General features: G+C 58.3%; 16 protein-coding genes. 15 read left to right on the top strand and 1 reads right to left on the bottom strand.

Annotation, left to right across the window (positions count from 1 at the left end; genetic code table 11):
• Positions 1-177 precede the first annotated feature (177 nt).
• Positions 178-825, bottom strand: a complete 648-nt coding sequence (locus HMPREF2820_RS07510; RefSeq protein WP_070603547.1) for an SDR family oxidoreductase — start codon at positions 823-825, stop codon at positions 178-180.
• Between the two features lie 542 nt (positions 826-1,367).
• Here HMPREF2820_RS07510 and rpsL point away from each other — a divergent pair.
• The 15 genes from rpsL to rpsQ all read left to right on the top strand — a co-directional run bounded on the left by rpsL (position 1,368) and on the right by rpsQ (position 12,160).
• Positions 1,368-1,739 carry a 30S ribosomal protein S12 gene (gene rpsL, locus HMPREF2820_RS07505; protein WP_038627636.1) on the top strand — a complete coding sequence of 124 codons (372 nt, stop codon included), beginning with the start codon at positions 1,368-1,370 and terminating at the stop codon, positions 1,737-1,739.
• A 3-nt stretch (positions 1,740-1,742) separates the two neighbouring features.
• Positions 1,743-2,213 carry a 30S ribosomal protein S7 gene (gene rpsG, locus HMPREF2820_RS07500; protein WP_049193220.1) on the top strand — a complete coding sequence of 157 codons (471 nt, stop codon included), beginning with the start codon at positions 1,743-1,745 and terminating at the stop codon, positions 2,211-2,213.
• Positions 2,214-2,512: 299 nt separating this feature from the next.
• Positions 2,513-4,645 (top strand): elongation factor G, encoded by a 2,133-nt coding sequence (gene fusA / locus HMPREF2820_RS07495; RefSeq protein WP_083308451.1) that lies wholly within the window; start codon positions 2,513-2,515, stop codon positions 4,643-4,645.
• Positions 4,646-5,147: 502 nt separating this feature from the next.
• Positions 5,148-6,338, top strand: coding sequence for an elongation factor Tu (gene tuf, locus HMPREF2820_RS07490; RefSeq protein WP_016422054.1), 1,191 nt, complete (start codon positions 5,148-5,150; stop codon positions 6,336-6,338).
• Positions 6,339-7,007: 669 nt separating this feature from the next.
• Positions 7,008-7,313, top strand: coding sequence for a 30S ribosomal protein S10 (gene rpsJ / locus HMPREF2820_RS07485; RefSeq protein WP_003938093.1), 306 nt, complete (start codon positions 7,008-7,010; stop codon positions 7,311-7,313).
• 31 nt (positions 7,314-7,344) lie between these two features.
• Complete coding sequence (gene rplC / locus HMPREF2820_RS07480) at positions 7,345-8,001, top strand: 50S ribosomal protein L3 (protein WP_005509762.1); 657 nt, start codon at positions 7,345-7,347, stop codon at positions 7,999-8,001.
• On the top strand, positions 7,998-8,645 hold the full coding sequence (gene rplD / locus HMPREF2820_RS07475) for a 50S ribosomal protein L4 (RefSeq protein ID WP_016422055.1): 648 nt from the start codon (positions 7,998-8,000) through the stop codon (positions 8,643-8,645). Before rplC ends, rplD begins: the two co-directional genes overlap by 4 nt.
• The gene (gene rplW / locus HMPREF2820_RS07470) at positions 8,645-8,950 is read left to right on the top strand and encodes a 50S ribosomal protein L23 (protein WP_005509869.1); all 306 of its coding nucleotides are present in this window, start codon (positions 8,645-8,647) and stop codon (positions 8,948-8,950) included. Before rplD ends, rplW begins: the two co-directional genes overlap by 1 nt.
• Before the next feature lie 37 nt (positions 8,951-8,987).
• Positions 8,988-9,830: a 50S ribosomal protein L2 gene (gene rplB / locus HMPREF2820_RS07465; protein ID WP_016422056.1), complete on the top strand. Its 843-nt coding sequence runs from the start codon at positions 8,988-8,990 to the stop codon at positions 9,828-9,830.
• 14 nt (positions 9,831-9,844) lie between these two features.
• Entirely contained in the window at positions 9,845-10,123 is a 279-nt protein-coding gene (gene rpsS, locus HMPREF2820_RS07460; RefSeq protein ID WP_005509882.1) for a 30S ribosomal protein S19, read from the top strand.
• Positions 10,124-10,126: 3 nt separating this feature from the next.
• Positions 10,127-10,489 (top strand): 50S ribosomal protein L22, encoded by a 363-nt coding sequence (gene rplV, locus HMPREF2820_RS07455; protein WP_005509775.1) that lies wholly within the window; start codon positions 10,127-10,129, stop codon positions 10,487-10,489.
• A complete protein-coding gene (rpsC, locus tag HMPREF2820_RS07450) occupies positions 10,489-11,229 on the top strand; it encodes a 30S ribosomal protein S3 (protein WP_016422058.1) in 741 nt (246 codons plus the stop codon). Before rplV ends, rpsC begins: the two co-directional genes overlap by 1 nt.
• A 3-nt stretch (positions 11,230-11,232) precedes the next feature.
• Positions 11,233-11,649: a 50S ribosomal protein L16 gene (rplP, locus tag HMPREF2820_RS07445; RefSeq protein ID WP_070603546.1), complete on the top strand. Its 417-nt coding sequence runs from the start codon at positions 11,233-11,235 to the stop codon at positions 11,647-11,649.
• Complete coding sequence (gene rpmC, locus HMPREF2820_RS07440; RefSeq protein WP_005509851.1) at positions 11,649-11,885, top strand: 50S ribosomal protein L29; 237 nt, start codon at positions 11,649-11,651, stop codon at positions 11,883-11,885. Before rplP ends, rpmC begins: the two co-directional genes overlap by 1 nt.
• Positions 11,882-12,160 (top strand): 30S ribosomal protein S17, encoded by a 279-nt coding sequence (gene rpsQ, locus HMPREF2820_RS07435; RefSeq protein ID WP_048760623.1) that lies wholly within the window; start codon positions 11,882-11,884, stop codon positions 12,158-12,160. The genes rpmC and rpsQ overlap by 4 nt, the downstream gene beginning before the upstream one ends.
• Positions 12,161-12,341: the final 181 nt, after the last annotated feature.

Below are 12,341 nucleotides of genomic sequence, written 5' to 3'. Positions count from 1 at the left end.
GGCTTACTAGCGGATTGCTAGTTCGTCACGGTCGTGCCGGAGGATTTTGCTTTGTCGAGGCAACCCAACTGGAAAACCCAACTGGAAAACTCGGCTGGAGACTGAAGAAAGGCGATAGGAACAGAGGCAAGGGGCAGGGGAGGAAAGGCCTAGGGGTTCCGTCCCGACCTCCCTCCTCTACATCTTGAGAGCCTCTGCAATCGGGGTGTTGCCCTCGTTGAAGTTAATCATGCGACCAACGGTAGCCTCGTTGAACACGGTCTGCGCGATGACATTGGCAACGGTCGCGCGAGCGACCTCGCCTGCCTTGTCCGCCGTGGTGTCGATGGAATCCTGGCCCTCGTTGAGCGTGAGCGCACTCGGGCCGAGAATGGTCCATTTCAGGTTTGAAGCGCGCAGCGCTTCGTCGGCTGCAGCCTTGGACTCGGCATAGGCAAAGAAGCTGTGATCCTCTGGAACGCCATGGTCGTGGCCCGCACCAAAGTAAGAGACCATCACGTAGCGCTTAACGCCAGCCTGCTCGGCTGCGGCAATCGAAGTAATAGCTGCGTCGCGGTCGATCGCGTACGTCCGTTCTGGTGAACCTCCACCAGCGCCGGCGGACCAAATCACAGCGTCGTGCCCGCTGAGAAGGTCCGCAAACTGTTCGGTCGAGAGACTGGCGATGTCGTAAACGGCTGGTGTGGCGCCGAGAGCCTCGATATCCGGAACCTGCTCGGGGTTGCGAATAACAGACGTGACCTCGTAGCCATCGTCGATAAGTAGGGGAGTAGCGATTTGGGCCACCTTGCCGTGGCCGCCAATGACAATAACCTTCTTAGACATGTCCCCACCTATACGCTGCCAGTACACTGCTGGCAATGAAGAAGGCATTCGCCTGTGGTGAACATGGCGATTAAGTTTCTCCAGTGCTGATGCAGGACAGTACTATGGGCAAACCGAACGGACGGCCGAATTGGCCGCGTTATCGATTCAAACCGGCATAGTAACGTCTGCGTCTTCTGGGGCGAGGCGCGCCGTGCTGAACACCCAAAAATTTGATCACCAAGCCCACAAGCGCTCAAAGTGCTTGAAATTTTTGTGCCATTACCAGGGTGTTTGGACTAAACCCGCAGCTCGCGTACTGTTATACAACGATCCCAGAAAAGAATTGGGAACTTGAGACATTACCCAGTAGGCCAGCGAGAGCGGCTGACTGGGTTTCGCACGTTCAAAATCCCTCCATTTCTTGCGTTCAACCGATGGGCTCACCACTGGATGAGTAATAACTTTTCTTGTGATGCATTCACACGGAAGGTGGTTACTCCGCTGCGGTTGGCATCGGGCGTGAGAATGTCCAGCGAGGATTGAAAACAGAAAGAGGCTTCATGCCCACTATTCAGCAGCTGGTCCGCAAGGGCCGCCATGACAAGAAGGCTAAGGTTGCAACCGCAGCTCTGAAGGGTTCCCCTCAGCGCCGCGGCGTTTGCACCCGTGTTTACACCACCACCCCGAAGAAGCCGAACTCGGCTCTTCGTAAGGTCGCTCGTGTTCGCCTGACCTCCGGTGTCGAGGTTTCGGCTTACATTCCGGGTGAGGGCCACAACCTGCAGGAGCACTCCATGGTGCTCGTTCGCGGTGGTCGTGTTAAGGACCTCCCGGGTGTCCGCTACAAGATCGTCCGTGGTTCCCTTGACACCCAGGGTGTCAAGGATCGCAAGCAGGCTCGTTCCCGCTACGGCGCAAAGAAGGAGAAGTAAGCCATGCCACGTAAGGGCCCAGTACAGAAGCGTCCTGTCGTCAACGACCCGGTCTACGGCTCCCCTCTGGTGTCGCAGCTGGTCAACAAGGTTCTGATCGACGGTAAGAAGTCGACTGCAGAGCGCATCGTCTACGGTGCACTTGAGATGTGCGAAGAGAAGACCGGTACTGATCCGGTGCTGACTCTGAAGCGCGCAATCGAGAACGTCAAGCCGGCTCTTGAGGTTCGTTCCCGCCGTGTTGGTGGCGCCACCTACCAGGTCCCGGTCGAGGTTCGTCCGGGCCGTGGCACCACGCTGGCACTGCGCTGGCTGCTGATGTTCTCCCGTCAGCGCCGTGAGAACACCATGACCGAGCGTCTCGCTAACGAGATCCTCGATGCATCCAACGGCCTGGGTGCATCCGTCAAGCGTCGTGAGGACACTCACAAGATGGCGGAAGCTAACCGCGCATTCGCTCACTACCGCTGGTAATCGCTTATCGACGGAGGCCGCGAGTGGTCACCGTCGTAAAGCAGCTGCCGGTATGTCAACGGCGCGCGTCGGTCGCGGTCCACAGATCTTTAAGGGTCACTCAATAGGGGCCAGCCCGGCGCTTACACCCGATGTCTTGCGTAGAATTTACGCAATAGGTGTACGTCACGGCGCGACTTCGCGCCAAGACGGTGGCATTATAGATAAAGCAAACCCGACCGACGGCGGATTTGACGGCCAATTGCAATCCCGTGATTGAGTCTCACCGCCAAACCGATTTGAAACGAGTGGGGAATCAAGTGGCTGAAGGTGCACTTCCCGTAAAGAAGGACCTCCACAAGGTCCGCAACATCGGCATCATGGCGCACATCGATGCTGGTAAGACGACTACGACCGAGCGCATCCTGTACTACACGGGTATTAACCGCAAGGTCGGCGAGACTCACGATGGTGCGTCCACAACCGACTGGATGGAGCAGGAGAAGGAGCGCGGTATTACCATTACCTCCGCTGCTGTGACCTGTTTCTGGAACGACAACCAGATCAACATCATCGATACCCCGGGCCACGTCGACTTCACCGTTGAGGTCGAGCGTTCCCTGCGTGTGCTCGACGGTGCCGTCGCAGTCTTCGACGGTAAGGAAGGTGTCGAGCCGCAGTCTGAGCAGGTTTGGCGCCAGGCTCAGAAGTACGATGTCCCGCGTATTTGCTTCGTCAACAAGATGGACAAGCTGGGCGCTGACTTCTACTACACCGTTGGCACCATCGTTGACCGCCTCGGTGCTAAGCCGTTGGTTATGCAGCTGCCGATTGGCGCTGAGGATGACTTCGACGGCGTTGTTGACCTGCTGGAGATGAAGGCCCTCATGTGGCCGGGCAAGGTTGAGATCGGCACTCCTGCGCAGGTCGAGGAGATTCCGGCGGACATGGTCGACAAGGCTAACGAGTACCGTGAGAAGCTCATTGAGACCGTCGCTGAGTCCGACGAGGAGCTCATGGAGAAGTACTTCGGTGGCGAAGAGCTGACCATGGACGAGATCAAGGGTGCCATCCGCAAGATGGTCCTGAACTCTGAGGTCTACCCGGTCTACTGTGGTACCGCTTACAAGAACAAGGGTGTTGAGCCGCTGCTCGACGCTGTCATTGACTTCCTGCCGAATCCGCTGGACATCGGTGAAGTTCACGGCCACCAGATGGGCGACGAGGACGTCGATATGGTCCGTAAGCCGTCTAAGGATGAGCCGTTCTCCGCTCTCGCATTCAAGATCGCTGCTCACCCATTCTTCGGCAAGCTGACCTTCGTCCGCGTTTATTCCGGTCGCGTGGAGCCTGGTCAGCAGGTCCTGAACGCCACCAAGGACAAGAAGGAGCGCGTCGGTAAGCTGTTCCAGATGCACGCCAACAAGGAGAACCCTGTTGACGAGGCAGTGGCAGGTAACATCTACGCCTTCATCGGTCTGAAGGACACCACCACCGGTGACACCCTGTGTGCACAGGATGCTCCGATTGTTCTGGAGTCCATGTCCTTCCCGGATCCGGTTATCGACGTTGCTATTGAGCCCAAGTCCAAGGCCGACCAGGAGAAGCTGAGTACCGCTATTCAGCGTCTGGCTGAAGAGGATCCGACCTTCACTGTTCACCTGGATGAGGAAACCGGCCAGACCGTTATCGGCGGTATGGGCGAGCTCCATCTCGACGTCCTGGTTGACCGCATGAAGCGCGAGTTCAAGGTTGAAGCAAACATCGGTAACCCGCAGGTTGCTTACCGTGAGACCATCCGCAAGCCGGTCGAGAAGTTCGAGTACACCCACAAGAAGCAGACCGGTGGTTCGGGTCAGTTCGCCCGCGTCATTATTGCTCTGGAGCCGTACGCTCCGGCTACTCACGAGGTGGAAGAGGGCGAGTCCACCACTTACAAGTTTGTCAACGAGGTCACTGGTGGTCGTGTTCCGAAGGAATACATCCCGTCTGTCGACGCTGGTATTCAGGACGCAATGCAGTACGGTACCCTCGCTGGCTACCCGCTGGTGAACATCAAGGCAACCCTGCTCGATGGTGCTTACCACGAAGTTGACTCCTCTGAAATGGCCTTCAAGATCGCTGGTCAGCAGGCTATGAAGGAAGCTGTTCAGAAGGCTAAGCCGGTCCTGCTCGAGCCGATGATGGCCGTTGAGGTCATTACTCCGGAAGAGTACATGGGCGAAGTTATCGGTGACATCAACTCCCGTCGTGGCCAGGTCAACTCCATGGAAGACCGCACCGGCGTCAAGGCTGTCAAGGCTCTGGTTCCGCTGTCCGAGATGTTCGGCTACGTTGGTGACCTGCGCTCCAAGACCCAGGGTCGCGCTAACTACACCATGATCTTCGACTCCTACGCTGAGGTTCCGTCCTCCGTGGCCGAGGAGATCATTGCAGCTCGTACCGGCGCTTAAATCGCGCCGGCAGGGTGGGGCACTCAATCAGAGCTGACCCCATCCCTGCACGCACTGCAGTGTCGCTCTTTTTAGGGAACGCAGTGCGAGGGTCTGCAGCTTTAGTAGATTCCCTCTAGCTTTGACTGTGCTAAGACATCGTCAGACTGTTGGCGTGTGTTAGCACAGGCAAGCTCTAGGGGGTAGCTGCTCGCAATTCATATCGTTGGGCGATTTTAAATCGCAACTCAAATATCTAGCATTTATGCAGGTAAATGACGATGTGAGTTGCTGGCCGTTACCCACCCTTAACTAGGGGGTTGGTCTGGTTTGGAAAACTCCAGTATCCTGCCCTAGTATCGAGTAACTGGCACAGTGAAAGAATAGTGCTCTTTTGCGCGCGCACGTTCCGAAGTCATAAGCGAACAGCTTGAAGGCTTCTGATGTTGTGAAGGCGGATTGAGTGACCACAAAATTGTGGCTGCGAGAGTCGTGGCCACCTAGACCTCCAGGAGGACTAAAAGTGGCAAAGGCGAAGTTCGAGCGTACGAAGCCGCACGTCAACATCGGTACCATTGGTCACGTTGACCACGGTAAGACCACCACTACCGCCGCTATCACCAAGGTTCTGGCTGACAAGTTCCCGGACCTGAACGAGTCGTTCGCTTACGATGCCATCGATAAGGCACCGGAAGAGAAGGAACGTGGCATTACCATCAACGTTTCCCACGTTGAGTACCAGACGGAGAAGCGCCACTACGCTCACGTCGATGCCCCGGGCCACGCCGACTACATCAAGAACATGATTACCGGTGCTGCTCAGATGGACGGCGCAATCCTGGTTGTCGCTGCTACTGACGGCCCGATGCCGCAGACTCGCGAGCACGTTCTGCTGGCTCGCCAGGTTGGCGTTCCGTACATCCTCGTTGCGCTGAACAAGTGCGACATGGTCGACGACGAAGAGATCATCGAGCTCGTCGAGATGGAGGTCCGCGAGCTGCTGGCTGAGCAGGACTACGACGAGGAAGCTCCGATCGTCCACATCTCCGCTCTGAAGGCTCTTGAGGGCGAAGAGAAGTGGGTCAACTCCATCGTCGAGCTGATGGAAGCTTGCGACGAGAACATCCCGGATCCGGTTCGCGAGACCGACAAGCCGTTCCTGATGCCGATTGAGGACATCTTCACCATTACCGGTCGCGGCACCGTTGCTACCGGTCGTGTTGAGCGCGGCGTTCTGAACGTTAACGACGAGGTCGAGATTCTGGGCATCAAGGAGAAGTCCCAGAAGACCACCGTTACCGGTATCGAGATGTTCCGCAAGCTGCTGGATTCCGCTGAGGCTGGCGACAACTGTGGTCTGCTGCTCCGCGGTACCAAGCGTGAGGACATCGAGCGCGGTCAGATCGTTGCTAAGCCGGGCGCTTACACCCCGCACACCGAGTTCGAGGGTTCCGTCTACATCCTGTCCAAGGATGAGGGCGGCCGTCACACCCCGTTCTTCGACAACTACCGTCCGCAGTTCTACTTCCGCACCACCGACGTCACCGGCGTCGTTTCCCTGCCGGAAGGTGTCGAGATGGTCATGCCGGGCGACAACGTTGACATGTCTGTCAAGCTGATCCAGCCGGTCGCAATGGACGAGGGCCTGCGCTTCGCTATCCGCGAGGGTGGCCGCACCGTCGGCGCTGGCCGCGTTACCAAGATCGTTAAGTAAGGTTTCTCCCCATAGGGGAAATGCTTTAACTTAAGTCTTAGAAGAATCCCGACTCCGCGTAAGCGGGAGTCGGGATTTTTGTATCTGTACATAGCCGACACTAGACGGGGTGGGGGCGGCGCAATAGCCGTCGTCAAGCAGACTGTGCCGTAATGGGTGTGATGTACGTTGCACTTTGGAATCGTGATTTTACATTCGTAGCCCGGACGTGCTTTAATACGGAGGTTGCTTTAACAAAGGCGTTCGCGCCAATTGTTGTATCAGGCCCAGTTGGGAACCAGTACGAAATTGGACATAGCGCCTATGGTAAGGCGAGCATGACCACGTAGGGAAGTTTCTTCCCGATCGTGCCTCACGGAGAAAATGGGCGACACGCCCGACCGCGGGGGTCGGAGGTGGCATGGCAAATTAACAGCGGCAGTAGGCAAATGAAGAGCCCCACGAGGGGGACTTGTTTTCCACTGGGATTTGAGTGCAAGGCGTTATTCGTCCGCTCGGGTCATGGCCAAAAGTTAATTTGCCATGACGATCGAAGACGAAATCGCTTTGAAGTAATGCACAACCCAGTTTTAATTTCTGGCGCTGGCCATAGTTGCTGACGGCGTCGAGAAACATTGACAGGGTCGACGCCCCTTTAATTGGGGCGCGCCGACCGAGGAGAGGACAAGCGTGGCCGGACAGAAGATCCGCATCAGGCTCAAGGCCTACGACCACGAGGCTATCGACGCTTCTGCGCGAAAGATCGTGGAGACCGTTACCCGTACGGGTGCACGCGTCGTTGGCCCGGTGCCGTTGCCAACCGAAAAGAACGTTTACTGCGTTATCCGTTCGCCGCACAAGTACAAGGACTCGCGCGAGCACTTCGAGATGCGCACTCACAAGCGTCTGATCGACATTCTCGATCCAACGCCGAAGACAGTCGATGCACTTATGCGCATTGACCTTCCGGCAAGTGTCGATGTGAACATTCAGTGATCCTGGACTTTTGGTAGCGGAGACAAGATAAATGAGTGAAAACGAGATCAAGGGCATCTTGGGCACGAAGCTCGGTATGACTCAGATCTTCGACGAGGAGAACCGCGTTGTTCCGGTTACCGTCGTTGAGGCTGGGCCGTGCGTAGTGACTCAGGTGCGCACTAAGGAAACCGACGGCTACGACGCCGTCCAGATTGCATACGGCGAAATTGACCCGCGAAAGGTCAACAAGCCGGAGGCCGGCCACTTCAAGAAGGCCGGTGTGACCCCGCGTCGCCACAGCGTTGAGATTCGCACCCCGGACGCTTCCTCTTACGAGGTCGGCCAGTCCGTTGGTGTCGACATCTTCGGCGAAATTGAGTACGTCGACGTCACTGGTACCTCTAAGGGCCACGGCTTCGCCGGTGGTATGAAGCGCCACGGCTTTGCTGGCCAGGGTGCCGCTCACGGTAACCAGGCTGCTCACCGTCGTGTTGGTGGCATTGGCGCTTGCGCCACGCCAGGACGCGTCTTCAAGGGCAAGCGCATGGCAGGCCGCATGGGTAACGACCGGGTCACGACCCAGAACCTGAAGATCCAGAAGGTTGACGCTGACGCGAACCTGCTGCTCATCAAGGGCGCAGTTCCGGGTGCACGCGGCGGCCTGCTGGTTGTTAAGACTGCCACGAAGGGTGGTGCTCACGCATGACCAACCTCAAGCTAGACGTACACACCGCTGAAGGCGGCGTGAACGGTTCGGTTGAGCTTCCTGCTTCCGTGTTCGACGCGGAGGTGTCCATCGCCCTGATGCACCAGGTTGTTGTCGCGCAGCGTGCAGCAGCTCGCCAGGGCACCCACAAGGTCAAGACCCGCGGTGAGGTTCGCGGCGGTGGCCGCAAGCCGTGGCGCCAGAAGGGTACCGGTCGCGCTCGTCAGGGTTCGATCCGTGCTCCGCACTGGACCGGCGGTGGCGTTGTCCACGGCCCGGTGCCTCGCGATTACAGCCAGCGCACCCCGAAGAAGATGATTGCAGCTGCTCTGCGCGGCGCACTCTCTGACCGTGCTCGCCACGACCGCATCCACGTTGTCGAGGAACTGGTCCCAGGCCAGACCCCGTCCACCAAGGCAGCTCGTACTTTTGTCGAGCGTCTGACTGAGCGCCGCAACGTGCTCGTCGTTCTGCCGCGCGAGGACGTCAACTCGTGGAAGTCGGTTCGTAACCTGCCAGGTGTCCACATCCTGTCTGAGGATCAGCTGAACACCTACGATGTTCTGAAGGCCGATGACGTCATCTTCGCCGTTCAGGCACTCAATGACTTCATCACTCGCACCGCCGGTAAGGAGGAGAAGTAATGGCTACCATCGCAGATCCCCGCGACATCATTGTTGCACCGGTAGTGTCTGAGAAGTCCTACGGACTCATGGAGCAGGGCGTTTACACGTTCCTGGTCCACACCGACGCTAACAAGACCCAGATCAAGATCGCGGTCCAGGAGATTTTCGGTGCCAAGGTCGCTTCCGTCAACACCCTCAACCGTGAGGGCAAGCGCAAGCGTTCCCGCACCGGCTACGGCAAGCGCAAGAACACCAAGCGCGCCTACGTGACTCTCGCGGCCGGCAGCGATCCCATCGACATCTTCGGCGGTTCGGCAGCTTAGCCGCTAGCCGACGAGGAAGTTAAGGAAGAGCAAAAGTATGGCTATTCGTAAGTACAAGCCGACTACGCCGGGTCGCCGCCAGAGCTCCGTCTCCGAGTTCAGCGAGATTACTCGCTCGACTCCTGAGAAGTCTCTGCTGCGCCCGCTGTCGAAGACTGGTGGCCGTAACGTTCACGGTCACATCACCACTCGCCACAAGGGTGGCGGACACAAGCGCCAGTACCGTGTCATCGACTTCCGTCGTAATGACAAGGACGGCATTCCGGCAAAGGTCGCTCACATCGAGTACGACCCGAACCGTACCGCCAACATCGCACTGCTGCACTATGCAGACGGTGAGAAGCGCTACATCATCGCTCCGAAGAACCTGAAGCAGGGTGCCATCGTTGAGTCCGGCGCTAATGCCGACATCAAGGTTGGTAACAACCTGCCGCTGCGCAACATCCCGACCGGTTCCACTATTCACTGCGTGGAGCTCAAGCCAGGCGCTGGTGCACAGCTGGCCCGTTCTGCTGGTGCTTCTATTCAGCTTCTCGGTAAGGAAGGCAAGTACGCAGTTCTGCGTATGCCGTCCTCTGAGATCCGTCGCGTCGACGCACGTTGCCGTGCAACCGTCGGTGAGGTCGGAAACCAGGATCAGATCAACATCCGTTGGGGCAAGGCCGGCCGTATGCGCTGGAAGGGCTGGCGCCCGACTGTCCGCGGTGTTGTCATGAACCCGGTCGACCACCCGCACGGTGGTGGTGAGGGTAAGACCTCCGGTGGTCGCCACCCGGTTTCCCCGTGGGGCCAGAAGGAAGGCCGCACCCGTAAGCCGAACCGTCCAAGCGACCAGCTGATCGTTCGTCGCCGTCGTACCAACAAGAATAAGAAGCGCTAAGGAGGGAACTGAGAATGCCACGCAGCCTTAAGAAGGGCCCGTTCGTCGATGAGCACCTCCTCGCGAAGGTCGATGCACAGAACGAGAAGGGCACCAAGCAGGTCATTAAGACCTGGTCTCGCCGCTCCACGATTCTCCCCGATTTCATCGGCCACACCTTCGCCGTTCACGACGGTCGCAAGCACGTGCCGGTGTTCGTGGATGACTCTATGGTCGGCCACAAGCTGGGCGAATTCGCCCCGACCAAGACCTTCAAGGGTCACGTCAAGGATGACAAGAAGGGACGTCGATAAGCCATGAGCAACGACATTACTTCTGCACGCGCAACTGCGCGCTTCGTCCGCGTTACTCCGATGAAGGCACGTCGCGTCCTGGACACCGTTCGCGGTAAGTCCGTCGACGAGGCACTGAACATCCTGGAGTACGCTCCGCAGGGTGCTGCTGATCCGGTCGCCAAGGTTGTTGCGTCTGCAGCTGCAAACGCTGAGAACAACTTCGGCCTGGACCGTCGTACTCTGGTCATCTCCGAGGCTTACGCCAACGAGGGACCGACCATGAAGCGCTTCCGCCCGCGTGCGCAGGGCCGTGCTTTCCACGTCCGCAAGCGCACCAGCCACATCACCGTGGTCGTCGAGAGCCAGAAGGAAGGTGACCGATAGTGGGACAGAAGATCCATCCACACGGTCTTCGCCTCGGTATTTCCAGCGACTGGAAGTCCCGCTGGTACGCCGACAAGCAGTACGCTGACTACCTGGCCGAGGACATCAAGATCCGCGATCTGCTGTCCACCGGTCTTGAGCGCGCCGGCATCTCCGATGTCGTTATCGAGCGCACCCGTGATCGCGTGCGTGTGGACATCCACACCGCACGCCCGGGCATTGTTATCGGTCGTCGTGGCTCCGAGGCTGACCGCATCCGCGGCCAGCTCGAGAAGCTCACCGGCAAGCAGGTTCAGCTGAACATCCTCGAGGTCAAGAACATTGACGCGGATGCGAAGCTGGTTGCTCAGTCCATCGCTGAGCAGCTCGCCAACCGTGTCGCTTTCCGTCGTGCAATGCGCAAGGCTATCCAGTCTGCAATGCGTCAGCCGCACGTCAAGGGCATCAAGGTTGTCTGCTCCGGTCGTCTCGGCGGTGCCGAGATGGGCCGCACCGAGCGCTACCACGAGGGTCGCGTTCCGCTGCACACCCTGCGTGCGGAAATCGACTACGGCACCCACGAGGCTCACACCACCTTCGGCCGCATTGGCGTCAAGGTGTGGATCTACAAGGGTGACGTAATCGGTGGCCGTCGCGAGTCCGAGATCAACGCCGGCAACGACCGCCAGCGTCGCGGCAACGACCGCCCGCGTCGTGGTGGCAAGCGTCGTCAGCGTGCATCTGAGAAGAAGGAGGGCTAATTCATGCTCATCCCGAAGCGCGTTAAGTTCCGTCGCCAGCACCGCCCGACCCGTACTGGTATGTCCAAGGGTGGCAACAAGGTGACCTTCGGTGACTACGGCCTCCAGGCTCTCGAGCCGGCCTACATCACCAACCGTCAGATTGAGGCAGCGCGTATTGCCATCAACCGCCACGTCAAGCGTGGTGGTAAGGTCTGGATCCAGATTTTCCCGGACCGTCCGCTGACCCAGAAGCCACTGGGTGTTCGCATGGGTTCCGGTAAGGGCCCGGTCGAGAAGTGGATTGCAAACGTCAAGCCGGGTCGCATCATGTTCGAGATGTCCTACCCGGACGAGGCAACTGCTGTCGAGGCACTGAAGCGCGCAGGCGCTAAGCTGCCGATTAAGACCCGAATCGTTCGGAAGGAGGATCAGTACTGATGTCGAACGGCATTCCCGCCCACGAGCTCCGCTCGCTGGATAACGATGACCTGGTTGCCAAGCTCAAGGAGTCTAAGGAGGAGCTGTTCAACCTCCGTTTCCAGAGCGCTACCGGTCAGCTGACCAACAACCGCCGTCTCCGCACTGTCCGCAAGGATATCGCTCGCATTTACACCGTTATGCGTGAGCGCGAGCTCGGCCTGTCTGCTGCACCAACCGATGGTGATGCAGCATGAGTGAGGAAAACATGAACACCACCGAGGCTGGCGCACGCAAGGTGCGCACCGGTTACGTCGTGTCCGACAAGATGCAGAAGACCATCGTCGTCGAGCTCGAGGACCGCAAGCAGCACGCCCTGTACGGCAAGATCATGCGCACGAACTCTAAGGTCAAGGCGCATGACGAGAACGAAGAGGCTGGCGTGGGCGACCGCGTCCGCATCGAAGAGTGCCGTCCGCTCTCCAAGGACAAGCACTACCGCCTGCTCGAGATCGTTGAGAAGGCTAAGTAAGACCCGATAGCTGAGCACTCAGCTAGGGCTTTACGACGAGAACCCCGCCGCGGGAAACACGCAAGTGTTTTCTGTGGCGGGGTTTTGTTTTTGGGAAGCCAAGTTTCTTCGTGTTTCTAGTCCCCTCAGTGCAGGTTTGTTGGGTTTTTATCTCTGATAGCATTGGCGAGGATTTGTGCTT

The organism is Corynebacterium sp. HMSC064E08 (genome assembly GCF_001811805.1).
GTDB lineage: Bacteria > Actinomycetota > Actinomycetes > Mycobacteriales > Mycobacteriaceae > Corynebacterium > Corynebacterium jeikeium_D.
This window is presented reverse-complemented; position numbering and strand designations above follow the sequence as displayed.